Genomic DNA, 25,353 nt, shown 5'->3' with positions numbered 1-25,353 from the left:
CATTTCCCATGGGTAACGGAACCTCCATCGGCCGCGTGCGCGGCCTCGGCTCGGCCCACGAGGGCGCGCATCACTGGCTGCTCCAGCGGTTCACCGCGATCGGCAATCTGGTGCTGGTGCTGTTCCTGCTGGTCAGCTTCCTGCTGCTGCCCGCCTATGACTACGGCACGGTCACCGGCTGGCTCTCCTCACCGATCGCGGCGGCGGCGCTGATCCTGCTGATCGTCAGCACGTTCTGGCACGCGCGGCTGGGCCTGCAGGTTCTGATCGAGGACTATATCCACCAGGGCGGCAGCCGCTTCGCGCTGATCGCCCTTCTCAATCTCGTGGCGGTGGCAGGGGCCGTGTTCGGCATCTTCTGCATCGCCAGCATCGCATTTGCAGGAGCCGCCTGATGGCTGCCGATACTTTCGAAATCAACGGACGCGCCTATCCGATCATCGACCATGATTTCGACGTGGTCGTCGTCGGCGCGGGCGGTTCGGGCCTGCGCGCCACGATGGGCGCCGCAGAGGCCGGCTTCAAGACCGCCAACATCTCCAAGGTCTTCCCCACGCGTTCGCACACAGTGGCCGCGCAGGGCGGCATCGCCGCGTCGCTGGGCAACAACACGCCCGACCACTGGACCTGGCACATGTACGACACCGTGAAGGGGTCTGACTGGCTGGGCGACCAGGACGCGATCGAATATCTCGCGCGTGAAGCCCCGCAGGCGGTGTACGAGCTGGAGCACGCAGGCGTGCCCTTCAGCCGCAACAAGGATGGCACGATCTACCAGCGCCCGTTCGGCGGCCACATGCAGAACATGGGCGAAGGCCCGCCCGTGCAGCGCACCTGCGCCGCGGCGGACCGTACCGGGCACGCGATGCTCCACGCGCTCTACCAGCAGAGCCTGAAGTACGACGCGGACTTCTTTATCGAATATTTCGCGATCGACCTGATCATGACGGGCGAGGGTGCCAACCGTCGCTGCGTCGGCGTGATCGCGATGTGCCTCGATGACGGCACGATTCACCGTTTCCGCGCGCATGCCGTGGTGCTGGCAACCGGCGGTTATGGCCGCTGCTACTACACCGCGACGAGCGCCCATACCTGCACCGGCGACGGTGGCGGTATGGTGCTGCGCGCAGGCCTGCCGCTGCAGGACATGGAATTCGTTCAGTTCCACCCGACCGGCATCTACGGCGCGGGCGTGCTGATCACCGAAGGCGCACGCGGCGAGGGCGGTTACCTGACCAACTCCGAAGGCGAGCGTTTCATGGAACGCTATGCTCCCTCGGCCAAGGATCTGGCGTCGCGCGACGTCGTCTCGCGCTCGATGGCGCTGGAAATGCGTGAAGGCCGGGGCGTGGGCAAGGATGGCGACCACATCTACCTGCACCTCGATCACATCGATCCCAAGGTGCTGGCAGAGCGCCTGCCGGGCATCACCGAAAGCGGCAAGATCTTCGCCGGCGTCGACCTGACGCGCGAACCGCTCCCCGTGACGCCGACCGTCCACTACAACATGGGCGGCATTCCGACGAACTATCACGGCGAAGTCGTGACGCTGGGGCCGGACGGCAATCCCGACCATGTCGTGCCCGGGCTCTATGCCGCGGGCGAGGCGGGCTGCGTCTCGGTCCATGGCGCAAACCGCCTTGGCTCGAACTCGCTGATCGACCTCGTGGTGTTCGGCCGCGCGATCGGCCACCGTCTGGCCGAAACGATGAAGCCGGGCGCGAGCCATGATGCGCTTCCCGCCGACAGTGCCGAGCTGGCGCTGACCCGGCTCGACCATTTCCGCAATGCCAAGGGTAGCCTGCCGACCGCGCGGATTCGCGAAGACATGCAGAAGACCATGCAGAAGCATGCTGCCGTGTTCCGCGACACCGAAACGCTCGCGGCGGGCAAGAAGCACCTCGCCGAGGTCAACGCTTCGATGCAGGACATCCACGTGTCCGACCGCTCGCTGATCTGGAACAGCGACCTGATCGAGACGCTGGAGCTCGACAACCTGATGGCACAGGCCAGCGTCACCATGACCAGCGCCGACAACCGCAAGGAAAGCCGCGGCGCCCACGCGCACGAGGACTTCCCCGATCGCAACGACGCCGAGTGGATGAAGCACACGGTCACGTGGTTCGACGGCTGGGGCGGCGGTGCCAAGGGTTCGGGCAAGGGCGATATGAAGATCGATTATCGCCCGGTCCACGAATACACGCTGACCGACGATATCGAGTACATCAAGCCGAAGAAGCGGGTGTACTAATTGAGACGGCGGGCGGTTTCGCCCGCCGTTCATTTTTGCGGATGTAGCTTGGCAGCATGAGCTCCCGCTTTCTTGCAATCGCCAGCGTGGCGGCCTTGACCGCCTGCGCGAGCGTCGCCGCCTCACCCCCGCCACCCGCGCTGGGCATTCCCGACTTCTACACGCAGTACCGCGATGCGGATGGTATCCCCGTGGTCTCCTCAAGCGTCGTGTCCGAAGATGCGATGGTCGCGGCGGAGGCGATGATCGAGGATATGCTCGCCTTCCGGCCCGATCTCGCGGACTGGTTGCGCGGGGAAGGCTATCGCGTCGCGATCATCGCCGAGACAGAGGCGCTGCTCGACCTTCCCGAGAACGCGCACTGGAAAAAGCCGGCCCCCGACGATCCGCGCCTGACCCGGTGCGAGAAGAAGCATTATGACGAGCGGATCGGGCGGTTGACCGACCGCGCCTACTGGGATGCGCGCGCGCGCGGGATCGGCGGGCAGCATACGGTCGGTTCCGAAGAGGATGTCCTCGGCCTGCCGACCAGCCGCTATTACGGCGAGACGATCCTGGTCCACGAATTCGCGCACAACATCCTGTTCGCCATCCAGGGCGCGGACCCCGATCTCTACGCCGAGGTCGAGGCGGCGTATGCCAATGCGCAGGCCAACAAGCTGTGGTTCGAGGAATACAACATGACCACGGTCCAGGAATATTGGGCCGAAGGGACGCAATTCTGGTTCGATTCGAACCGCCTGCAGGTGTTCGACGGGCGCCGGATTCTGGGGCATCGGGATCTGGAAGCCTATGATCCGCAGCTAGCCGCCGCCTTGCGCGCCGCCTATGGCGACCGGCACCGGCTGGCGGCCGATCCTTTCTGGATGAGCGATGCGCGCGTGCCGCCGGGCCCGATTCCGGAGAACACCGCAGAAGTCTGCTGATCGCTTGTCCGGGCGAGGGCAAAGCGCCTCACGAACCGTTCATCCACCGCTCATGTTTACATCCGTAGTCGTTATGGCTACAGGTGTAGACGGATGAGGAGGGAGACGGTCGATGTCCGATTCGAAAGACGGCAAGGGCGAACGCATCAGCGAGGCTGAGCACGCGATCATGGAGGTGATCTGGGATCGCCATCCGGTCAGCGCGACGGATGTGTGCGATCAGGTCTGCGAAGCGCGCGGCTGGTCCATGCCCACGGTCAAGACGCTGCTGTCCCGTCTGGTAAGCAAGGGCGCTCTGGCGACCGAGCCCGATGGACGCCGGTTTCTCTACACCCCGCTGATCGAGCGTGCGGATTATGTCGGCGGAGAATCCCGGCGGCTGGTCGACCGGCTGTTCGGCGGACGCGCGGCCTCCCTGTTCGCGCATCTCGCCGAAAGCGAGGCTCTGACCGACGAGGATCTCGGCGAGATCGAACGCCTGCTGAAGGAGATGCGCAAATGAGCATCGACCTGCAAGGCTTCGCCTTCGACACGCTGCTGTGGACCGGCGCGCTCGTCGCCGTGGTGCTGGTGCTGCGCCGTCCCGTGTCGCGTCATTTTGGGGCGCACGCCGCCTACGCGCTGTGGGCGCTGCCGGTCGCGCGGCTGGTCCTTCCGCCGATTGTGCTGCCGGCATCGATGGGTCCGGAACCGACGGCGGTTCTTCTGCCAATAGGAGAGCACACGCTCGCCGAAACCGGGGGTGGCGCGCTGCTGCTGCAACCCATGGTGGCGAGCGAGCCTGCCACCGACTGGGCGCTGATCGGGATGGTGGTGTGGCTGACCGGTGTGCTGGTCTTCCTGATCCGCCGCTACACGCTCTATTTCGCCATGCGCCGCCAGCTTCTGCGGGCGAGCATCGGCGTCGGCACGCGCGGCAGCGTGCGGCTGATCGAATCGCCTGCCACCGCATCGCCGGTCGCGTTCGGCGTGTTCGACAAGGTGATCGCGCTGCCCGAAGGCTTCATGGCCAATACCGAGAAGACCCGCCGCGATCTCGCGCTGGAGCACGAGCTGGCGCACCACCGCGCACATGACCTGCTGGTCAACGCGCTGGTCCAGCCGCTGTTCGCGCTGCACTGGTTCAACCCGCTCGGCTGGGTCGGCTGGCGTGCGATGCGGCGCGATCAGGAAGCGGCATGCGATGCCCGTGTCGTCGCCCGCTGCGATGCGCGCCGGCGCGAAGCCTACGCAACCACGATCGCGTCCTTCGCGACCCGCAGCGACAGGCGCGCCAGCCTGGCGCTGGCCGCGCCGATGGCGTGCCCGGTGCTGGGGGACAAATCGATTATCCACCGTCTGAGGAGCCTGACCATGTCCGATATTTCCCCGCGTCGGCGGATTGCCGCACGCACGCTGATGATCGGTGCGCTCGCCGCCGTGCCGCTGACCGCATCGATTTCCTATGCAGAGGCGCTGGGCGTGCCCGAGGTTCCTGCGGCACCGCTCGCCCCGGTAGCGTCGGTGGCACCGCTCGCCCCCGTGGCTCCGGCTGCGCCGGATGCGCCTGCCGCGCCGGAGGCACCCGCCGCACCGGAAGCGCCCGCTGTCTTCGTGCTATCTGACGGAGACGATGGCGATGACGCAGAGCGTGTGGTCCGCGTCGAACGCAAGGTGACGACCGACGACTCTGGCAAGCGCACCAAGCGGACCACCTACACCGTCAATGGTCGCCCCGCGACGCCAGAGGAGCGGGCCAAGATCGAAGCCGGGCTCGACAGCCTGCGCGATGCAAGGGTCGATACCGACCGCATGCAGCGCGAGCTGCGGAGCGAGATGGAGCTTCTGCGCAAGCGGCTCGGAGAAAATGGCGACCTGCGCAAGCAACTGGATGAGATGCGCCGGAGCCTTGGCGAGAGCGGCATGATCGAGCGCGAGACTCGCCTCGCGCTCGCCCAGGCCGCTGCCGAGATGCCCGAATTCACCTTCGCTTGCGACGGGAGCGACCAGGCGGTGACCGAGCGTATCGGTCCCGATGGCAAGAAGGTGATGGTGTTCTGTCGCACCGCCATGATGGCGAGCGCAAAAGACGCGATTGCCAGCGCCCGCCGCGAGATCGAGAGCGATCGCGATCTGTCGCGGCGAGAGCGGACCGAGGCGCTGCGCGCGCTCGATGAGGCGATGCGCGAGGTCGGCAGGACAAACTGACGCTGGGAGCAGCATCAGTAAGGGCGGTGCACGTTTCCCCCAGACGTGCGCCGCCCTCTTTTTTCGGGGTCAGGCGGCTGCGGGTTCGCCCGCAAAGGCTTCTGCGGCCAGGGCCAGGCTGCGCTTGCGCGCCTCGTGGTCGTAGATCGACCCGGCGATGATAAGCTCGTCGGCCTGGGTGCGCTCGACGAAGGCATTCATCTGCTCGCGCACCTGATCGCGCGTACCGATCGCAGTGGCCGAGAGGACGCCGTCCAGCATACCCGAAAGCTGCGGCGGCAGGTTTTCGCGATAGCCTTCGACGGGCGGCGGCAGCTTGCCCGGCTGGCCGGTCCGCAGCCTCACGAAGCTCTGCTGCATTGAACTGGCGAGCAGCTGCGCTTCTTCCTCGGTATCCGCGGCGAAGACGTTGTAGCCGCAGATCGCATAGGGCTCGCTCAGCACAGCGGAAGGCTCGAACCGGTCGCGATATATCTTCAGCGCGTCATCCAGCGCCTGCGGGGCGAAGTGGCTGGCGAAGGCGTAGGGCAGGCCCAGCATCGCCGCGACCTGCGCGCCGAACAGGCTGGAGCCGAGGATATGGAGCTGCACATCGGCACCGGCACCCGGCGTGGCCCTGATCCCGGTGCGCCCGTCATCGGCGAAATAGCTTTGCAGCTCGACCACGTCGCGCGGGAAGGCATCGGGATTGCTGTCCAGATTGCGGCGCAGCGCAGCGGCAACCCGCTGGTCGCTGCCCGGCGCGCGGCCGAGCCCCAGATCGATGCGGCCCGGGTACAGCGCGTCCAGCGTGCCGAACTGCTCGGCGATCACCAGCGGGGAATGATTGGGCAGCATGATCCCGCCCGCGCCGACGCGGATCTTCTCGGTCCCCGCGGCGACATGGCCGATCACCACCGATGTCGCCGCGCTGGCGATCCCTTCCATCCCGTGATGCTCTGCGCACCAGTATCGCTCGAACCCCAGCGCTTCGGCATGGCGCGCCATGTCGACGGCATTGGCGAGCGAGCGGCGGACATCGCCACCTTCGGTGACGTGGAGGAGGTCGAGCAGGGAGAGTTTTGTCATGCAACCCAAGATGGCGGCGGGGCAGCGAAATTCAAACCTGCGCCTGCGTAGATTTGCTTTGCGCCGGGACAGCCGATGCTCAGACGACTTCGGCGATCAGGCCCATGGCCTTGGCTTCGCTGGCGGTGATGTACCAGTCGCCCGGCGCCTTTTCGCGCAGTTCCTGCACGCTGACATTGGACCCTTCGGAGATCGCGCGGAAATCGTCGTCTTCCTGATCGATCTCGCGCTGGATCTCGCGCCGGGCATGTTCCAGCTGGCTGGCCACGCTGCGCAGCGATCCGCCCGCCAGCTGGATCGGCTGCGCGCGCTTGTTCTCGGTAATCAGCAGCTTGGTCGCGCGGGTGAGGTAGCGCTGGCCGACGGGAAAGGCGGCCATGAACAGCACGCCTGCAGAATAGACCGCGGTCTTGCCAAGAAAGATGATCTCGCGCCGCCCGCGATCGCGCAGCAGGCGGATATCCTCGGCCATGCTGCGGGCGATTTCGGGGTCGCCGTCCATCGTGGTCAACGCGATCACGATCGGCCCGCCCGGTGCCTGTTCGGAGAGCATCTCGCTGAACTCGGCATACATCGCGGCGTCCATCGTGCCGTAGAGGCGGATGCCGGGGCTGGCGAGCGACTGGGAGGCGGGCTTGGTTGCCGGATTGCGCGGGTCGGCAGGAATGATCTCGACCTGCTGGCGATGTTCCGGCTGCGGCTCGGGGGGAGGGGGCGAGGGTCGCTCGCTTTCGGAAGTGGAGGGTTCTTCCTCCTGCGTTTCCTCCTCGCCGGACGCCTTGGGAAGCACGGCGGCGACGGCAGGAGCGGCAACGGCGGCAGCGGCCGCCCATTTGCGACCGTCATTTTCGGCGCCGTCGCTGTCACCGTCGCCCTCATCCTCGGAGCGCTGCTCTGTGTCGGCGTCAGGCGCGTCCCGCACCAGCGGTTCATCGCCTGACGGAAGTGGGATAGCGGAGCGGCTCGCGGCAGCCTCAGGCCGGTCTTCCTCGCTGCCGTCCTTATCGCCACCTTCCTCGTCGTCGCGGTCGAAGAAACGGTCCTTGATCGCAATCGCGCCCGCTGCGGTCGCGGCGGCGGCGGCCCCGACACCCGCGACCTTCAGCGCTGTGCCCTGCCATTCGTCGAGGTCGAACCACTCGTCGTCGTCGCCGGCTTTCGTCGCGCTGGCCTCTTTCGCTTCTGCCGGAACGGGCGCGGCGGAGGCCTCCAACGGTTCGGGTGGCACGGTCTCCTGCGGCTCCGATGCAGGCACGGGCGGAGTTGGGGCGGGCTGGGAATCGTCGTCCCACGTGACGGAGGCGGCGCTTACCTCCATCGACTCCTCGGGCTCGGGCTCGGGTTCAGGCTCCGGGGCGGAGGCGCGGGCCGGTTCGTATTTCGGCTCGATCGTGGTGTCTTCGGGCGGGGCGGAGGCGGGCTGGTAGTCGTAGTCTTCCTTTTGCAGCGGCGCGGCGGCAGGCTCGGGGAACTGCTCTTCGGCCTCGCCCGCATTGCGCGCGGGGGCCCGGGCAGGCTCGAAATCGGGCGTATCGCTGCTGCCTTCGGGCCTGCGATAGACCGCCGGTTCGGGCAGGTCGGTATCACGCGCCGCGCGGTTGCGGGCGGTCGCGCGAGAGGCCCTTTCGGGCGTGCCCTGATCGGCCTGTGCGCGCTTGCCCTGATAGATCGCAGGCCCGCTCGCCTCGCCTTCCTCTTCGCCGCCATTGCCGGTCACCTCGCGCACCAGAGCCATCGCCATGCCGGGAAGGTCGCCGCGCTTCTGCCCGTCGCGCACGATCGTCTGGAGCCGCTGGATCAGCGTGATGAGGTTACGGATGAAGTCCATGGCGTTGTCGGCCTGCCCCCCTTGGCGGAATCGCGCCTAGAACGACTCGGGCGCGAAATAGCGGTCGCAGGTCGTATCATCGCCGCTTCTTATGCCGAGCCGCAATGCCTCCATGCGCTGGGCGCTGGTACCGTGGGTAAAGCTCTCGGGCGAGGCCCTGCCGCCCATGCGTTCCGAAATGGCATCATCCCCGATCGCCGCGGCGGCTTCCATGCCTTCCTCGAAATCGCCCGGCTCGATAAGATCACTGTTCTTGCCCGCCCACACCCCGGCATAGCAATCGGCCTGCAGCTCCATACGCACCTGAAGCGCATTTGCGTCGCGCGGGGAGCGTTGCTGGAGACTGCGCACCTGCGCGGCGAGCCCGGTCAGATTCTGGATATGATGTCCGTATTCGTGCGCCACCACATAGAGCCGCGCGAAATCGCCGCCTGCACCCAGTTGGCGCTGCATCACATCGTAAAAGCCGGTGTCGAGATAGATGCCGCCATCCGCCGGGCAGTAGAACGGGCCGACCGCAGAGCTTGCGCTGCCGCACCCCTCGGTATTCACGCCGCCACTGAACAGATAGAGGAACGGTTGTTCGAAACCGACATTCGCCTGCGCGAAGACTGGCTCCCATGTCTTATTGAGCGATTGCAGCGCGTTGCACGCCTCGGTCGCGTACTGGCTGCTGCTACACAGCTCTTCCTCGCTCATCTTCCCTTGGGAATTGGCCACCTGACCACCATTGGTCGCCTGGTCGACGCTATCGAAAACCGCGATTGTCTGGCCGAGATCGGTACCGAACAGCAGCGAGACGATCCCGGCGATGATGATCGTGCCGCAGCCCAGCTGACCTGCACCGCCACCGGGGAAGCGGCTGCCACCGCCGCCGCGCACATCGATATTGTCGGTGTTGAATGGATTGAGCCGCATCGCGCTTGTCCCCCTGTCTTCTCCCCGCGCGCATTACGAAGAAAAACCCTTGCAATGTGCGCCTGCCAGCGGAACCACGGCACCCAGGCGGCGATTGGCTCCATACGCAGTGCTTAATACACGAAAGGCTAGCGATGTTCCTCGAAGGTAAGAAGGCTCTTATTACCGGATCGACCTCCGGCATCGGACTGGCAGTCGCACGCGCGCTGCATGCAGAAGGCGCGGCGGTGATCCTCAACGGCTTCGGGGACGAAAGCGAGATCGCGCAGCTGCGCAAGGAACTGGGCGGGGCGGACTATTTCGACAGCGACCTGACCGATGTTTCCGCGATCGAGGCGATGATGGCGCAGGCCGGCGGGGTCGACATTCTGGTCAATAATGCAGGGATGCAGCATGTCAGCCCGGTCGAGGAATTCCCGGTCGACAAGTGGGCCAAGATCATCGCCCTTAACCTGTCTGCGGCGTTCCACACCATCCGCCTGGCAGTGCCGCACATGAAGGAACGCGGCTGGGGACGGATCATCAACACCGCCAGCGCGCATTCGCTGGTCGCCTCGCCCTACAAGTCGGCTTACGTGGCGGCCAAGCACGGGATTGCCGGGCTGACCAAGACGGTCGCGCTGGAACTCGCGACCAGTGGAATCACGGTCAACTGCATCAGCCCGGGCTATGTCTGGACGCCGCTGGTCGAGAACCAGATCCCCGACACGATGAAGGCGCGCGGGATGAGCCGCGAGGAAGTGATCGACGAAGTGCTGCTGGCCAAGCAGCCGACCAAGAAGTTCGTCCAGCCGGAAGATATCGGCGAGATGGCGGTGTTCCTGTGCCGCGATTCGATGGCCAACGTGAACGGCGCGAACTGGAGCGTCGATGGCGGCTGGACCGCTGACTAGACCATGAGATCATGATCGCCCTTTCGCGCACCATCGCCGTGGGTGCGGCGGCGCTTTCGCTCGCCGCCTGCGCCACCGTGCCCGCGCCGCAGACCGGCCCTTCGCTCGACATGGTCGAGGAGCGGCTGGCGGAGGATATCGGCACGCTGGCAGCCGATGATTTCGGTGGCCGCTATCCCGGCAGCGAGGGCGAAGCGAAGACGCAGCGCTGGCTGATCCAGCGCTATTCCGAAATCGGCTTGCAGCCTGGTGCGGGCGAGGGCGACTGGACGCAGGATTTCACCCTCGTGCGCCGCCAGCCGTCGGAAGAAGCGGGGTCAAGCACGGCTACGGCCACGCGGGGCTCGCGCAGCGTGTCGCTTTCGCAGGGGCTGATTGCGGTCGATCCCGGCCGGGACGATGCCAACCTTGCCGACGTGCCGATCGTGGGCCTCGATCCCGACTCCGAAGAATTGCAGCCGCGCTCACTGGTCAATCGCGCAGTGCGGGTGCCTGCGGCCGAGCTTCCGCGATTGTTCTCCAAATTCGAGGCTGCAGCGCCCAAGGCGCTTATCGTCACTACGCAGACGGCCGAGGAATATGAAAAGACCGCCGGCCTGATCTCGCGTGGGCGCTGGCGGCTGGGGAGCGATACCTCCGGCCCTGCCGTGCTGCTTCTCTCCCCGCAGGCAAGCGCCGGCCTGAGCGACGCGATCGGCGCGAATGCGAAGCGGCATCCCGATGGCCTTGGCCTGATCGCCTATGACACGATTCTGAAGGCGAGCATCGCGCAGAAGGTCGAGCGGATCGAGACCGCCAACGTGATCGGCCGCCTGCCGGGCCGGGTTCCGGGCGCGGGCACAGTGGTGCTGCTGGCGCATTGGGATCATCTGGGCGATGATTGCGGGCCGCCCGATGCGACCGATCGGCTGTGCAACGGCGCGGTCGACAATGCGAGCGGCCTTGCGGTGATGATCGAGGCGGTGCGGATCGCGCTGCAGGGCGGCCCGCTCGACCGCGACGTGATCGTCCTTGCCACCAGTTCGGAAGAGCTGGGCCTGCTCGGCGCGAAGGCTTTCGTGGCCGATCCGCCGGTTCCGCTGCCCACGATCGCGGCGGCGTTCAACCTCGACACGATGGCGATCGCACCGCGCGGGACGCCGGTGGTGGTGCTCGGCGCTGGCAAGACCGCGCTCGATTACGGAATATCGGAGGTCGCGCGCGTGCAGGGGCGCGAGATTGTTTCTTCGGACCTGCAGGATGCCTTTCTGCCCCGGCAGGATGGCTGGGCGCTGCTGGTCGAGGGCGTGCCCGCCGTGCTGGTCTCCAGCGCGCTTGCCGACCGGGCTGATTTCGAAAGCTTCATGGGCAGCGACTATCACCGCGCGAGCGATGATCCGGCGAGAGGTGTCGAACTGGGCGGTGCGGCGGAAGATACGCTGTTGCATGCCGCGCTGATCCGCTATTTCGCGAGCCTGAAGACCTATCCCGGGGGCGGGGACTAGCGGCGCGTCTTTCCACCGTAGTGCATACCAAGCCGCAAATTAGCATCGAACGGCGTTGCATTTTGCCCGAACTGCGCCTAACTAGCGGCCATCCCGACATTGCTGGCACCGTGTTGGGCCGGGCCGAAAGGCACCGGCGCCAAGCCGCATGGCCATGCAGACCGGAAACGAAACGGAGACCGAATGGCAGATATCGCGCGACTGACACAGATTATCGAGCCCGAGGCGCAGGCCCTGGGATTCGAACTCGTGCGCGTGAAGATGATGCCGTCCGAAGCCGGCGATGGCACGCAGGCGCTGCAGATCATGGCGGAAGACCCGGCGACCGGGCAGTTGGTGATCGAACAATGCGCCGCGCTGAGCCGCGCCGTCTCTGCCAGGATCGACGCGCTGGAAGAGCAGGGCGACGTGCTGATCGAAGGGGCCTACCACCTCGAAGTCAGCTCGCCCGGGATCGACCGCCCGCTGACCCGTACCAAGGACTTTTCCGACTGGGCAGGGCACGAGGCCAAGATTTCCATGGCCAAGGGCTATGAAGGCCAGCGCAACTATCGCGGCATCCTGAAGGGGATTGGTGGCGACATCGTCACCATCACCGACCGCAAGGCGGGCGACGTCGAACTCCCGCGCGACCAGATCCATTCGGCGCAGCTCGTCCTCACCGACGAGCTGATCGCCGCGACCAGACCGCTCGACACCACGGGTGCCGAGGAAGTACAAGAAGACCAACAAGAAAAGGCTGACGACTGATGGCCACTGCCATTTCCGCCAACCGCGCGGAGCTCCTCGCGATCGCCAACTCGGTCGCTTCGGAAAAGATGATCGACAAGTCGATCGTCATCGAAGCGATGGAAGAGGCGATCCAGAAATCGGCCCGTAACCGCTATGGTGCGGAAAACGACATTCGCGCCAAGCTCGACCCGCAGACCGGCGACCTGCGCCTGTGGCGCGTCGTCGAAGTGGTCGAAGAGGTCGAAGACTATTTCAAGCAGGTCGACCTGAAGCAGGCGCAGAAGCTGCAGGACGGCGCCGCCGTGGGCGACTTCATCGTCGACCCGCTGCCCCCGGTCGATCTGGGACGCATCGACGCGCAGAGCGCCAAGCAGGTGATCTTCCAGAAGGTCCGCGATGCCGAGCGTGAGCGTCAGTACGACGAATTCAAGGATCGCGCGGGCGAGATCATCACCGGCGTCATCAAGTCGGTCGAATTCGGCCACGTGATCGTCAACCTCGGCCGTGCCGAAGGCGTGATCCGCCGCGACCAGCAGATCCCGCGCGAAGCCGCCCGTGTCGGCGAACGTGTCCGCGCGCTGATCAGCAAGGTGGAGCGCAACAACCGCGGTCCGCAGATCTTCCTGACCCGCGCGCATCCCGACTTCATGAAGAAGCTGTTCGCGCAGGAAGTGCCCGAAATCTACGACGGCATCATCGAGATCAAGGCCGCCGCCCGCGATCCGGGCAGCCGCGCCAAGATCGGCGTGATCTCGCACGACTCCAGCATCGACCCGGTCGGCGCCTGCGTCGGCATGAAGGGCAGCCGCGTGCAGGCCGTCGTGCAGGAACTGCAGGGCGAAAAGATCGACATCATTCCCTGGAGCGAGGAAGAGGCGACCTTCATCGTCAACGCGCTCCAGCCTGCCACTGTCAGCCGCGTTGTGCTGGATGAGGACGAGAGCCGCATCGAAGTCGTGGTGCCCGACGACCAGCTTTCGCTGGCGATCGGTCGCCGTGGCCAGAACGTGCGCCTCGCCAGCCAGCTGACCGGCAACCAGATCGACATCATGACCGAGGAAGAAGCCTCGGAAAAGCAGAGCAAGGAATTTGCTGCTCGCTCCAAGATGTTCGAGGAAGAGCTGGACGTCGACGAAACGCTGTCGCAGCTGCTCGTCGCCGAAGGCTTCGCCGAGCTGGAAGAAGTCGCTTACGTCCAGCTGGACGAACTTGCGATGATCGAAGGCTTCGATGAAGAGCTGGCCGAGGAACTCCAGAGCCGCGCGACCGAAGCGCTCGAACGGCAGGAGGCCGCGCACCGCGAGGCGCGCCGCGAACTGGGCGTCGAGGACGCGCTGGCCGACCTGCCGCACCTGTCGGAGGCGATGCTGGTCACGCTGGGCAAGGCCGGGCTCAAGACGCTCGACGATGTGGCCGATCTCGCCACCGACGAGCTGATCGCCAAGAAACGCGAAGCTCCGCGTCGCCGCAACAATGCGAACGCCGATGGCCCGCCGATGCGGCGCGACCGTCCGCAGCGCGAGCAGGACAAGGGCGGCGTGCTGGGCGAATACGGCCTGACCGAAGAGCAGGGCAACGAGATCATCATGGCTGCCCGCGCGCACTGGTTCGAAGATGAAGAACCGGCCAAGCCCGCAACCGCATCCGAGGGTGCAGACCAGGAGGCCGCCGATGCGGACTCCGAACAATGAGTCGCTGACGCCGACAACTGAGCGCACGCGCCCCGGCGGGAAATCGCCGGAGCGCAAGTGCATCCTGACCGGACGCCACGGCGAGCGGGACGAACTGATTCGTCTCGCGATCTCACCCGATGGTGACGTGCTGCCCGATCCGCGCGCGCGTGCGCCGGGTCGCGGCGCATGGCTGGGCGTTTCGCGCGACGCGCTTGAAACCGCGATGGAGAAGGGCAAGCTCAAGGGAGCGCTGGCCCGCGCGTTCAAATCCGCGCCTCCCCGCGTGCCCGACGATCTGCCCGCGCAGATCGATGCGGGGTTGCTACGCACCCTGACCGACCGGCTGGGGCTCGAAATGCGCAGCGGACACCTTATCTTGGGGTCCGAACGGATTGCCGAGCATGCGCGCGGCGGAGTGCTGAGTGCGCTCTATCACGCCAGCGATGCGAGCGATGGCGGTACCGCCAAGCTGGACCAGGCATGGCGTGTGGGGATGGATCGCGAAGGTTCGGGCGAGGGCGGTACGCGCTTGCCACTGGACCGTGCGGCGCTGTCTGTGGCATTGGGCCGCGACAATGTCGTCCATCTGGCGCTCGCCGACGAAGAGGCGGCAAAGCGGGTCGATCAGGCCCTGACGCGCCTGCTGCATTATAGGAATGCGTCTGCGGGTGCCCGCGAAGACGTGAGCGGGGACGGGGCCACCTAGACGGGGGCCTCTCTTTTCGCGACGATGTGACTGAAGGAAGAAACGAGTTTTATGAGCGACGACGAAAACAACACCCGGACCCGCAAACCGCTTGGCCTCAAGCGGAGCGTGGAATCGGGCGAGGTCAAGCAGACCTTCAGCCACGGACGCACCAACAAGGTCGCGGTCGAGGTGAAGCGTCGTCGCAAGATCCTCAAGCCCGGCGAGGCCGCACCGGCTCCGTCGTCCGCCGAAGAAGCGAAAGCGCCTGAGGCAGCGCCCGCGCCTGCTCCGGCCCCCGCGCCTGCGCCTGCGCCCGCTCCCAAGCCCGCGGCGAAGAAGCCTGCGCCCAAGAAGGCAGCGCCTGCCGACGAAACTCCGCAGGAACGCGTCGCCCGGCTCCAGCGTGAGGCCGAGGAAGATCGCCTGCGGATGGCTGAAGAGGCGCGCAAGCGTGACGACCAGAAGGCCCGCCAGGCCGCCGAGGACGAGAAGAAGCGCGCCGAGGAAAACCGCAAGGCAGAAGAAGAAGCTGCCAAGCGGGCCGAGGAAGAAGCCAAGGCTCCGCCCAAGGCCCCCGCAGCCGAGGTCGAGCCGGAAGCTGCGCAGCCCGAAGAGGCCGCCAAGCCCGCGTCCACCGGCAAGGCGGTGCCCGCAGCGCGCAAGTTTACTCCCGTGCAGCGGCCCGAGCCCAAGAAGCCCGAGAAAAAGGCCAAGAAGGAAGACAAACCCGCTCGCGCGGCAGAGCGGCCCGACAAGCGCCGTTCCGGCAAGCTGTCCGTCACCAAGGCGCTCAACGAGGACGAGGGCCGCCGCGCCCGCAGCCTCGCGGCGCTCAAGCGTGCGCGTGAGAAGGAACGCCGGATACAGGGCGGCGGCTCGTCCAAGCCGCGCGAGAAGCAGGTCCGCGACGTGGTCGTCCCCGAGGCGATCACCGTGCAGGAACTCGCCAACCGCATGGCCGAAAAGGGCGCGGATCTGGTGAAGGAACTGTTCAGCCTGGGCATGGCGGTCACCGTCAACCAGACGATCGACCAGGACACTGCGGAACTGCTGGTCGAGCAGTTCGGCCACAACATCCAGAAGGTCTCCGATGCCGATATCGACATCAAGGCCGAAGAGGATGTCGATCCGGAAGAAAGCCTGAAGCCGCGTCCGCCCGTGGTCACGATCATGGGCCATGTCGATCACGGCAAGACCAGCCTGCTCGATGCGCTGCGCGGCACCAATGTGACCCGCGGCGAAGCCGGTGGCATCACCCAGCATATCGGCAGCTACCAGGTGAAGACGAAGAACGGCGACAAGATCACCTTCCTCGACACGCCTGGCCACGCCGCCTTTACGGAGATGCGTGCACGCGGTGCCAACGTCACCGATATCGTGGTGCTGGTGGTCGCCGCCGACGACGGCATCATGCCGCAGACGGTCGAGGCGATCAGCCACGCCAAGGCTGCCGGGACGCCGATCATCGTCGCCATCAACAAGATGGATAAGGAAGACGCCAACCCCCAGAAGGTGCGCGAGCGCCTGCTGGAACAGGAAGTCATAGTCGAAGCGATGTCGGGCGACGTGCAGGACGTGGAGATTTCCGCGCTCAAGGGCACCGGGCTCGACGAACTGCTCGAAAAGATCGCGCTGCAGGCCGAGCTGATGGAGCTCAAGGCCAACCCCGATCGCATGGCCGAAGCCACCGTGATCGAGGCGCAGCTGGACAAGGGCCGTGGCCCGGTCGCCTCGGTTCTGGTCACGCGCGGTACGCTCAAGAAGGGCGACGCGCTGGTTGCCGGTACGATGAGCGGGCGCGTCCGTGCGATCATCGATGATCAGGGCAAGCAGATCAAGGAAGCCGGGCCTTCGATGCCGGTCGAAGTCCTCGGCCTCGGCGGGGTGCCGAATGCCGGCGACCAGCTGACCGTGGTCGAGAACGAGCAGCGTGCGCGCGAAGTCGCCGAATATCGTCAGGACAAGGCGAACGAGCAGCGCACCGCGCTGGCGCCGACCAATTTCGACGCGATGTTCGCCGGGCTTGCCAACAAGGCGATCGAGTTCCCGCTGCTGGTCCGTGCGGACGTGCAGGGCTCGGTCGAGGCGATCAAGACCGCGCTCACCAACCTGTCCAACGACGACATCAAGGTGCGCATCCTGCACTCGGGCGTGGGCGCGATTACCGAAAACGACGTGACGCTGGCGGCTGCCGGCAATGCGCCGATCATCGGCTTCAACGTGCGTCCCAACGCCAAGGCGCGCCAGCAGATCGAACGCGAAGGCGTGCGGATGATGTATTACGACGTCATCTACCACCTGACCGAAGAGATCGCGAAGGAGATGGCGGGCGAGCTGGGTCCGGAGCGGATCGAACACGTCGTCGGTCGCGCAGCGGTCAAGGAAGTCTTCAAGTCCGGCAAGAAGGACAAGGCGGCCGGTCTGCTGGTCGAGGAAGGCGTTATCCGCAAGGGTCTCCACGCCCGCCTCACCCGCGACGATGTCATCGTCTCGTCGACCACCATCGCCTCGCTGCGGCGCTTCAAGGACGACGTCGACGAAGTCCGCGCAGGCCTCGAATGCGGCGTGGTGCTGGAAGACACGAACGACATCAAGCCGGGCGACCAGCTCGAAGTCTTCGAAGTCGAGGAGCGTGAACGGACGCTGTAAGGAACGAGGTACGCCGAAGATCCGAGTTCGAAAGCGCAACTCCGAAGAGCGTGAAAAGAAGAAGACCTGGTGGGGGCGCAACTGGCGTTACGTCGATAGCGGCGTAACGCATGGTTGCCTCCCCATCGTCGTTATAGGCTTCGCTCTCCCCCTAGCTTCGGCGTTACCATGTGCGAACTCTTCATGACCGCTCATGCTCGGCTCAGCTGATGGCCTGGCGGCTCCGGAGCAAGCGCGCAAAGAAGCCCGGGCAGACGTTGTAGCCCCTCGTCCCAGTCGTTAGTCTCGATCGAAGGGTTAGGGACGTCAGGAGCAGGTCATGCCATTCGCAGCATTCGTAAGCGGGATGATATCCATCGTCTTCGCGCTGATCCTTATCTGGGGAATCGTTTCGATGGTGAAGGAGCAGCGTCGCCAATCTCTGCTTCTGTCCAGGATTCTCGATCGCCTGTCCGAGAAAGACCGCGATCGGTGACCGAACTCTTCAAGACCCGGCGCTCGCCGTCGGCAGAGCTCATGGGGTCGCAGTTCCAGTCATGGGATGCCGAGAAGGGCGAAGTGACCTTCACCTAGGATCCGCCACCCAGCTTCGCCTCGCCACGCGGAGCGGTGCAGGGCGGCCTGATCGCGGGCTTCCTAGACGAGGTGATGGGTGCCGCGCTGCTTGCGCATAGCGACAATGCCGCACTGCCGCTCAATCTCGATATGAACATCAGCTTCGTGGGTATGGTCCCGCTCGAGCGGATCACCGCCAAGGGACGCGTGGTGAAGGCGGGGCGCAAGGTCGCTTTCCTCGAAGGCGAGCTGTTCGATTCCGAGGGCCGACTGCTCGCCCGCGCCACCTCCACCGCGATTCCTACACACGTGCCAGGGCGCGACTAGCGCCGGGGGATTGAGCGCGCGCCCCCGCATGCCTATGTCGTGCGGCATAATGGCAAAACAGCAATTTTCCGCCGAACAGCAATCGGTCCGCGTTCTCAAGGTGGGCGAGCGGGTGCGGCACATCCTGTCCGAACTGCTCACTCGGGGCGAGGTGCACGACGAGACGCTGAGCGCGCACTCGGTCAGCGTCACCGAAGTGAAGATGACGCCCGACCTCAAGCACGCCAGCGTCTACGTAAAGCCGCTGCTGGGCGAGGATGAGGATGTCGTGGTCAAGGCGCTGCGCACCAATACCGCGTTCTTCCAGCGCGAAGTGGCCAAGCGCCTCGGCCTGAAATTCGCGCCCAAGCTGCAGTTCCGCCCGGACGAGAGTTTCGACGAGGCGGACCGTATCGAACGCCTGCTGAGCGACCCCAAGGTCGCGCGCGATCTGGACGACGATCCGGGCGACGGGGAAGAATAGGCGGCCCCGCTGCGACACCGCCGATGGCCAAGCTCTATTTCTACTACGCCAGCATGAATGCGGGGAAGAGCGCGCTGCTGCTGCAGACCGCGTTCAACTATCGCGAGCGGGGCATGGACGTCTCGCTGTGGACCGCCGCGGTCGATAATCGCCCGGCGTTCGGCGCGATCAACAGCCGGATCGGCCTGACCAGCGATGCGCACCGCTTCACCCCCGAAACCGATGTCGCCGCGCGCGTGCGCGAGGAGGCTGCGGGGCGCGGTCCGGCCGATCCCAAGCTCGCCTGCGTGCTGGTGGACGAGGCGCAGTTTCTGACCCGCGATCAGGTGTGGCAGCTGGCCCGGCTGACCGACCGGCACGATATCCCGGTGATCTGCTACGGCCTGAGGACCGATTTTCAGGGCCAGCTATGGTCCGGCTCGGCAGCGCTGCTGGGCATTGCCGACAAGCTCGTCGAGATGAAGGCGGTGTGCCACTGCGGACGCAAGGCGACGATGAACCAGCGGGTGGATGATGCCGGCGAGCCGGTGACGCACGGCGCGCAGACCGAGATCGGCGGGAACGAGCGCTATGTTGCGGTGTGCCGGATGCACTTCGTTTCCGCCCCCGCCGACCCCACATAGGCGGGCATGACCGACACCCTCACATTTGCCGCGCTGCTGATCCCTGCGCTGATCGTCGCGATCGTCTGCCACGAGGTGGCGCATGGCTGGGTCGCGATGCTGCTGGGCGATACCACTGCCTATGATCGCGGGCGGCTGACGCTCAATCCGATCAGGCATGTCGACCCTGTCGGCACGCTGCTGGTGCCGGGCTTTCTCGCGCTGGTCGGCGGGCCGATCTTCGGCTGGGCCAAGCCGGTGCCGGTGGTGCGTGGTCGGTTGAACAATCCGCGCTACGGGATGATGCTGGTCGCCGCCGCAGGGCCGCTGACCAACCTGCTGCTCGCGCTGATCGGCGCGGTGCTGTTCGGCCTGAGCGCGCCCGACGGCGCGATGCTCGCGTCGAGCGATACCGGCCTGCCGCAGGTTACCGGAGCGGACGGGGCAATCGCGCTGATCCCCAGTGCGCTGTTCTTCTTCATCCTGATCAACGTGTTCCTCGCCTTCTTCAACCTGCTGCCGATCCCGCCTTTCGACGGGTCGCACATTGTGGAAGGCCTGCTGCCGCGCAGCTGGGCGGTGTACTGGAACAAGCTGCAGCAGGTCGGGATGATCCTGTTCGTGGTGCTGATCGCGGTGGTGTGGGTGTTTCCCGATACCGGCATAATTTCCAACACCATCGGCCCGCCGGTCGAATGGATGCTGGAGCAATTCCTGCGCCTTGCCGATTGGATTGCGGGGCAGACCCCCGCCTAGGCGTCGAACCAGCGGGCGATGGCCGATCGGCCTGCTTCGTTCAGATGCAGACCCAGCTTGCTGCGCCGCCACAGCACGTCCTCGCCGGTACGGGCGAACTCGACATCGCGCAGGTATCGCAACTCTGCCTCGAACACGCCGGGCGCGATTTCTGCGCCAAGATCCGCCGGTGCCGCTTCGCTACCAATGATATCCGCGATCCGAATGCCGTAGGCACGCACGAGCCGCGCGAGGACATGTTCGGGCAGGCCCGACCACGCGCAGGCGGCGACCACTTTTGCATGGCCCGCCACCGGCATGTCTCCGCCCGGCAGACGCGCGTCGTGCGTCCACGGCTTGCCCCCGACGGCGAGCTTTTCGAGCGCATGTTCGGCGAGCTTGCGGAAGGTCGTGATCTTGCCGCCGAAGACCGACAGGATCGGCGCGCCGCCTTCATCATCGACTTCGAACACATAGTCGCGGGTGACTTCGGAGGCGCTGGCCGCCGCATCCTCGTACAGCGGGCGCACGCCCGAATAGCTCGACACCGCGTCCTCCGGGCGGACCTGTGTGGCGAGATATTCGTTCACCGACGCGCAGATATAGGCGGCCTCGTCCTGACTGATCGCGACCTCGTTGGGGTCGCCTTCGAACGCCTCGTCCGTGGTGCCCAGCAGGGTGAAGTCCTGTTCGTAGGGGATCGCGAAGCAGATTCGCCCATCGCCGTTCTGGAAGATGTAGCAATGCGCACCGTCCCACAGCTTGGGCACGATCAGGTGGCTGCCCTTGACCAGTCGCAGGTGGGCGGGGGTGTTGCGGTGGAGCGCGCGCTGCAACACCTGATCGACCCACGGCCCGGCGGCGTTGGCGACCATCCGCGCGCTGATCTGAGTCTCGCTAGCGCCGTCGTGCAGGGTTGCGCGCCACAGGTCGCCCTCGCGCGCCAGCCCGGTGCATTCGGTGCGCGTGCGGATATCTGCCCCGCGTTCCTTCGCATCGAGCGCGTTGAGCACGACCAGCCGCGAATCCTCGACCCAGCAGTCCGAATATTCGAACCCGCGCTTGAGAAAGGGCTTGAGGATCATGGCGTGCGGCGGCTCTCGCAGGTTCACGCTCTTGGTGGGTGGGAGCAGCTTTCGCCCGCCGATATGGTCGTACAGGAACAGGCCGAGCCGCAGCAGCCAGGCGGGGCGCAGGCCGGAATGGTGGGGCAGAACGAAGCGCATCGGCCAGATGATATGCGGCGCGTTGCTCAGCAGCACCTCGCGCTCCTGCAGGCTCTCGCGCACCAGCCGGAACTCGTAATATTCGAGATAGCGCAGGCCGCCGTGGACCAGCTTGGTGCTGGCGCTGGAGGTGTGCGCGGCGAGATCGTCCTTCTCCACCAGCAGCACCGACAGGCCGCGGCCCGCAGCATCGCGGGCGATACCGGCGCCGTTGATGCCGCCACCGATCACGAGAAGGTCGAAAGGCTCGCTCATACACCTAAGCAATTGGCCTATCCGGCGCGGTTTGGCTAGGCGGGTTTCGTGAACGACAAAGACAAGAAGATGCCGCCCTCGGGCTGGATCGTGCTCGACAAGCCGCGCGGAATGGGTTCGACCCAGGGCGTCAGCGCGGTGAAGCGAACCTTGCGCGAAGGTGGCTATGCCAAGACCAAGATCGGTCATGGCGGCACGCTCGACCCGCTGGCCGAAGGCGTGCTGCCGATCGCTCTGGGCGAGGCGACCAAGCTGGCGGGCCGCATGCTCGATGCGACCAAGACCTATGTCTTCACGATCCAGTTCGGCGAGGAGACCGACACGCTCGATACAGAGGGCGAGGTCATCGCGCGCTCGAACCGCTTCCCTCCGCTGGCTGCGGTGGCTGGCGTGCTCGACCGCTTTACCGGCCCGATCGAGCAGGTGCCGCCGGCTTTTTCGGCGCTGAAGGTCGACGGCAAGCGTGCCTACGACCTGGCGAGGGCAGGGGAAGACGTCGAGCTGAAGGCGCGCAAGGTGACGATTCACTCGCTGGCGCTTTACCGTCATGCTGAACTCGTTTCAGCATCCAGCCCGCGGACCGGAACGTCCGATGAGGATCAAGATCTCGAATCCACCTTCCAGACCACCACCGGCCGCCCGGACCCGTTCGATCCGTCCGCACCGCTCGAAGTTGCCGAGAGCGTTACACTGGAGGCGACGGTCAGCAAGGGCACCTACATCCGGTCCCTTGCACGGGATATCGCGCTGGCCCTTGGCACGCGGGGGCACGTTACCTACTTGAGAAGAACGCGCGCAGGCCCGTTCGCCGAGGAACAGGCGATTTCGCTGGACAAACTGGGCGAAATCGGTAACGGCGCGCAGCTTCAAGACCTACTCCTGCCGATAGAGGCGGGGCTGGACGACATCCCGGCCCTTTCCCTCGATCCGGAGCAAGCGCAGGCGGCCCGCCAGGGCCGGGTCCTTTCCGGATTGCCCCATGCCGACGGGCTCTATTTTGCGAAATCGGGCAGCGTCCCGGTTGCGCTGGTGGAGATCGAAGGCGGCACGATGCGAATCGTGCGGGGTTTCAACTTTCCAGATGTCGCGGAGTAGAATGAATGTCGGTTACTGCCGAGCGCAAGCAAGAGATCATCAAGGACAACGCCCAGGGCAACAACGACACGGGCAGTCCCGAAGTGCAGGTCGCGATCCTGACCGAACGGATCCGCAACCTGACCGAGCACTTCAAGGATAACCACAAGGACAATCACAGCCGTCGTGGTCTCCTGATGATGGTCAACAAGCGCCGCAACCTGCTCGCCTATCTCAAGAAGAAAGATGTCGAGCGGTACAACGCGCTGATCCAGAAGCTGGGTCTTCGCAAGTAAGAGTTTTCTCGGAGGGGCGGCTCGAATGGGCCGCCCCTTCGTCTATCCGTGATCCTGCAATCCGGCAGGGCGCGGTCAACTGGGGCATATGAAGCGCCCCGCACCGGACCGGGACGGTATCCCCGGCAGTAGGCCCCGCCGTGCAATAAGGCTGGCGGGTCAGAAGGATAATCAATGTTCGATACGAAAACAGTCAGTCTGGAGTGGGGCGGAAAGACCCTCACTCTGGAAACCGGCCGCATCGCCCGTCAGGCCGACGGCGCCGTGCTGGCCACCTATGGCGAAACCGTGGTGCTGTGCGCCGTGACCGCCGCCAAGAAGGTGAAGGAAGGGCAGGATTTCTTCCCCCTTACCGTCAACTATCAGGAAAAGTTCTCCGCCGCCGGGCGCATCCCGGGCGGCTTCTTCAAGCGTGAAGCGCGTCCGACCGAGAAGGAAACGCTGGTTTCACGCCTGATCGACCGCCCCGTGCGGCCGCTGTTCCCCGAAGGTTTCTATAACGAAATCAACGTGATCGCGCAGGTCCTCAGCTTCGATGGCGAGACCGAGCCCGATATCGTTGCGATGATCGCGGCCTCGGCTGCGCTGACCATCAGCGGCGTGCCCTTCATGGGCCCGATCGCCTCGGCACGCGTCGGCTTCCGCAATGGCGAATACGAACTGAACCCGACCCAGAGCGCCGCTCTGGACGACGAAGGTCGCCTCGACCTGGTCGTCGCCGCGACCAACGACGCGGTGATGATGGTCGAATCCGAAGCCAAGGAACTGACCGAGGAAGAAATGCTCGGCGCGGTCATGTTTGCGCATGACGAATGCCGCAAGGTCATCGGTGCGATCATCGAGCTGGCCGAGCAGGCCGCCAAGGATCCGTGGGAACTCGCCTCGGGCGACGACCATGCGGACATGAAGTCGGCGATCAAGCAGATGATCGGTGACGACATCGCCAAGGCTTACAAGCTGACCGACAAGTCCGCCCGTTCGGACGCGCTCAACGAAGCGCGCGAGAAGGTGAAGGCGCACTATTCGAGCGAAGAGTTCGACGGCCAGCAGAAGATGACCGCGATCAAGCTGGTCAAGAAGCTGGAAAGCGAGATCGTTCGCGGCGCCATCCTCAAGGACGGCCAGCGGATCGACGGGCGCAAGCTCGACGAGGTTCGCCCGATCGAAGCGATCGTGGGCCTGCTGCCCCGCACCCACGGTTCCTCGCTGTTCACGCGCGGTGAGACGCAGGCGATCTGCACCACCACGCTGGGCACCAAGGATGCCGAGCAGATGATCGACGGGCTCGAAGGCCTGTCGTACAATCACTTCATGCTGCACTACAACTTCCCGCCCTATTCGGTCGGCGAAGTGGGTCGCTTCGGCTTCACCGGCCGTCGCGAGATCGGCCACGGCAAGCTCGCATGGCGCGCGCTGCACCCCGTGCTGCCGAGCCATGAAGACTTCCCGTACACGATCCGCGTACTGTCCGACATCACCGAGTCCAACGGCTCGTCCTCGATGGCGACGGTGTGCGGTGGCTGTCTGTCGATGATGGACGCAGGCGTTCCGATCGAGCGTCCGGTCTCGGGCATCGCGATGGGCCTGATCCTGGAAGGCGACGACTTCGCCGTTCTGTCGGACATCCTGGGTGACGAAGATCACCTCGGCGACATGGACTTCAAGGTCGCCGGTTCGGAAAGCGGCATCACCTCGCTGCAGATGGACATCAAGGTCGCCGGCATCACGCAGGAAATCATGGCCAAGGCGCTCGAGCAGGCGAAGGCCGGCCGCGCGCACATCCTTGGCGAGATGACCAAGGCGCTGGGCTCGGCGCGTACGGGCGTCTCCAAGCACGCTCCGCGTATCGAGACGATGCAGATCGACAAGTCGAAGATCCGCGACGTGATCGGCACGGGCGGCAAGGTGATCCGCGAGATCGTCGCCGAAACGGGTGCCAAGGTGGACATCGACGACGAAGGCGTGATCAAGATCTCGTCGAGCAATGCCGACGAAATCGAAGCCGCGCGCAAGTGGATCGAAGGCATCGTCGAGGAAGCCGAAGTCGGCAAGATCTACACCGGCAAGGTCGTCAACATCGTCGATTTCGGTGCGTTCGTGAACTTCATGGGTGGCAAGGACGGCCTCGTCCACGTCTCCGAAATGAAGAACGAGCGGGTCGAAAAGCCGACCGATGTCGTGTCCGAAGGCCAGGAAGTTAAGGTCAAGGTCCTCGAGATCGACCAGCGCGGCAAGGTCCGCCTGTCGATGCGCGTCGTCGACCAGGAAACCGGCGAAGAGCTGGAAGACACCCGCCCGCCGCGTGAGAAGCGCGAAGGCGGCGGTGATCGTGGCCCTCGTGGTGACCGTGGCGGCGATCGTCGCGGTGGCCGTGGCGGTCGCGGCGGCGGCGGTGGTCGCGGCCGTGGCGGCGACGACCGTGGCGGCGACAAGGGCGGCGATAACGGCGGTGGCGACGGCCCCGCGCACATGCCTGCCTTCCTGCGCGACGACGACTAAGTCTCTCGCCAGAACACATAGAAA

Annotated in this window: 22 protein-coding genes and 1 pseudogene; 19 read left to right on the top strand and 4 right to left on the bottom strand. The window is 65.4% G+C overall.

What is annotated here, in order from left to right; all coding sequences use genetic code 11:
• Positions 1-8: 8 nt before the first annotated feature.
• From sdhD to K7H93_RS02095, 5 genes are all read left to right on the top strand, one after another.
• On the top strand, positions 9-395 hold the full coding sequence (gene sdhD / locus K7H93_RS02115) for a succinate dehydrogenase, hydrophobic membrane anchor protein (protein WP_010239964.1): 387 nt from the start codon (positions 9-11) through the stop codon (positions 393-395).
• Positions 395-2,251, top strand: a complete 1,857-nt coding sequence (gene sdhA / locus K7H93_RS02110) for a succinate dehydrogenase flavoprotein subunit (RefSeq protein ID WP_230782217.1) — start codon at positions 395-397, stop codon at positions 2,249-2,251. The genes sdhD and sdhA overlap by 1 nt, the downstream gene beginning before the upstream one ends.
• Before the next feature lie 56 nt (positions 2,252-2,307).
• Positions 2,308-3,177 (top strand): glycoside hydrolase, encoded by an 870-nt coding sequence (locus tag K7H93_RS02105; RefSeq protein ID WP_230782216.1) that lies wholly within the window; start codon positions 2,308-2,310, stop codon positions 3,175-3,177.
• Between the two features lie 112 nt (positions 3,178-3,289).
• Positions 3,290-3,679 carry a BlaI/MecI/CopY family transcriptional regulator gene (locus K7H93_RS02100; RefSeq protein WP_054525963.1) on the top strand — a complete coding sequence of 130 codons (390 nt, stop codon included), beginning with the start codon at positions 3,290-3,292 and terminating at the stop codon, positions 3,677-3,679.
• Positions 3,676-5,364, top strand: coding sequence for a M56 family metallopeptidase (locus tag K7H93_RS02095; RefSeq protein ID WP_230782215.1), 1,689 nt, complete (start codon positions 3,676-3,678; stop codon positions 5,362-5,364). The genes K7H93_RS02100 and K7H93_RS02095 overlap by 4 nt, the downstream gene beginning before the upstream one ends.
• A gap of 69 nt (positions 5,365-5,433) precedes the next feature.
• Here K7H93_RS02095 and K7H93_RS02090 read toward each other — a convergent pair whose 3' ends face one another.
• From K7H93_RS02090 to ypfJ, 3 genes are all read right to left on the bottom strand, one after another.
• Positions 5,434-6,432, bottom strand: a complete 999-nt coding sequence (locus K7H93_RS02090; RefSeq protein WP_230782214.1) for an LLM class flavin-dependent oxidoreductase — start codon at positions 6,430-6,432, stop codon at positions 5,434-5,436.
• Positions 6,433-6,511: 79 nt separating this feature from the next.
• A complete protein-coding gene (locus K7H93_RS02085; RefSeq protein ID WP_230782213.1) occupies positions 6,512-8,260 on the bottom strand; it encodes an ATP-dependent Clp protease proteolytic subunit in 1,749 nt (582 codons plus the stop codon).
• A gap of 36 nt (positions 8,261-8,296) precedes the next feature.
• Positions 8,297-9,178: a KPN_02809 family neutral zinc metallopeptidase gene (ypfJ, locus tag K7H93_RS02080; protein ID WP_054523906.1), complete on the bottom strand. Its 882-nt coding sequence runs from the start codon at positions 9,176-9,178 to the stop codon at positions 8,297-8,299.
• 134 nt (positions 9,179-9,312) lie between these two features.
• Between ypfJ and K7H93_RS02075 the strand changes: the two genes are divergently transcribed.
• The 11 genes and pseudogenes from K7H93_RS02075 (at position 9,313) to K7H93_RS02025 (ending at position 20,000) form a co-directional block, all read left to right on the top strand.
• Positions 9,313-10,071 (top strand): 3-hydroxybutyrate dehydrogenase, encoded by a 759-nt coding sequence (locus tag K7H93_RS02075; protein WP_230782212.1) that lies wholly within the window; start codon positions 9,313-9,315, stop codon positions 10,069-10,071.
• Between the two features lie 11 nt (positions 10,072-10,082).
• Entirely contained in the window at positions 10,083-11,555 is a 1,473-nt protein-coding gene (locus K7H93_RS02070; RefSeq protein ID WP_230782211.1) for a M28 family peptidase, read from the top strand.
• A gap of 183 nt (positions 11,556-11,738) precedes the next feature.
• Complete coding sequence (rimP, locus tag K7H93_RS02065) at positions 11,739-12,305, top strand: ribosome maturation protein RimP (RefSeq protein WP_230782209.1); 567 nt, start codon at positions 11,739-11,741, stop codon at positions 12,303-12,305.
• Positions 12,305-13,978 (top strand): transcription termination factor NusA, encoded by a 1,674-nt coding sequence (nusA, locus tag K7H93_RS02060; RefSeq protein WP_010239941.1) that lies wholly within the window; start codon positions 12,305-12,307, stop codon positions 13,976-13,978. The genes rimP and nusA overlap by 1 nt, the downstream gene beginning before the upstream one ends.
• The gene (locus K7H93_RS02055) at positions 13,959-14,666 is read left to right on the top strand and encodes a DUF448 domain-containing protein (protein ID WP_054523910.1); all 708 of its coding nucleotides are present in this window, start codon (positions 13,959-13,961) and stop codon (positions 14,664-14,666) included. The genes nusA and K7H93_RS02055 overlap by 20 nt, the downstream gene beginning before the upstream one ends.
• Before the next feature lie 51 nt (positions 14,667-14,717).
• A complete protein-coding gene (infB, locus tag K7H93_RS02050; protein WP_230782207.1) occupies positions 14,718-17,297 on the top strand; it encodes a translation initiation factor IF-2 in 2,580 nt (859 codons plus the stop codon).
• A 319-nt stretch (positions 17,298-17,616) separates the two neighbouring features.
• The gene (locus K7H93_RS02045; RefSeq protein WP_230782205.1) at positions 17,617-17,772 is read left to right on the top strand and encodes a hypothetical protein; all 156 of its coding nucleotides are present in this window, start codon (positions 17,617-17,619) and stop codon (positions 17,770-17,772) included.
• A gap of 131 nt (positions 17,773-17,903) precedes the next feature.
• Positions 17,904-18,179 (top strand): annotated as a pseudogene (locus K7H93_RS02040) (PaaI family thioesterase); the annotation flags it as partial.
• 49 nt (positions 18,180-18,228) lie between these two features.
• Positions 18,229-18,642 carry a 30S ribosome-binding factor RbfA gene (gene rbfA, locus K7H93_RS02035; RefSeq protein WP_230782203.1) on the top strand — a complete coding sequence of 138 codons (414 nt, stop codon included), beginning with the start codon at positions 18,229-18,231 and terminating at the stop codon, positions 18,640-18,642.
• A 23-nt stretch (positions 18,643-18,665) separates the two neighbouring features.
• On the top strand, positions 18,666-19,265 hold the full coding sequence (locus tag K7H93_RS02030; RefSeq protein WP_230782201.1) for a thymidine kinase: 600 nt from the start codon (positions 18,666-18,668) through the stop codon (positions 19,263-19,265).
• A gap of 6 nt (positions 19,266-19,271) precedes the next feature.
• A complete protein-coding gene (locus K7H93_RS02025) occupies positions 19,272-20,000 on the top strand; it encodes a site-2 protease family protein (RefSeq protein ID WP_230782200.1) in 729 nt (242 codons plus the stop codon).
• Here the strand turns inward: K7H93_RS02025 and glpD are convergent.
• Positions 19,997-21,460 (bottom strand): glycerol-3-phosphate dehydrogenase, encoded by a 1,464-nt coding sequence (gene glpD / locus K7H93_RS02020; protein ID WP_230782198.1) that lies wholly within the window; start codon positions 21,458-21,460, stop codon positions 19,997-19,999. The two genes, K7H93_RS02025 and glpD, sit on opposite strands and share 4 nt — an antisense overlap.
• Positions 21,461-21,529: 69 nt before the next feature.
• On the opposite strand from glpD, the gene truB reads away from it, so the two are divergent.
• The 3 genes from truB (at position 21,530) to pnp (ending at position 25,329) form a co-directional block, all read left to right on the top strand.
• On the top strand, positions 21,530-22,555 hold the full coding sequence (truB, locus tag K7H93_RS02015) for a tRNA pseudouridine(55) synthase TruB (protein WP_230783142.1): 1,026 nt from the start codon (positions 21,530-21,532) through the stop codon (positions 22,553-22,555).
• Positions 22,556-22,560: 5 nt separating this feature from the next.
• Positions 22,561-22,830, top strand: a complete 270-nt coding sequence (gene rpsO, locus K7H93_RS02010) for a 30S ribosomal protein S15 (RefSeq protein ID WP_010239920.1) — start codon at positions 22,561-22,563, stop codon at positions 22,828-22,830.
• A 174-nt stretch (positions 22,831-23,004) separates the two neighbouring features.
• Positions 23,005-25,329, top strand: a complete 2,325-nt coding sequence (pnp, locus tag K7H93_RS02005) for a polyribonucleotide nucleotidyltransferase (RefSeq protein WP_230782196.1) — start codon at positions 23,005-23,007, stop codon at positions 25,327-25,329.
• Positions 25,330-25,353: the final 24 nt, after the last annotated feature.

This window comes from Citromicrobium bathyomarinum (assembly GCF_021021475.1).
Lineage (GTDB): Bacteria > Pseudomonadota > Alphaproteobacteria > Sphingomonadales > Sphingomonadaceae > Alteriqipengyuania > Alteriqipengyuania bathyomarina.
The sequence above is the reverse complement of the archived record's forward strand: the minus strand, read 5'-3'. Positions and strand labels throughout refer to the sequence as shown.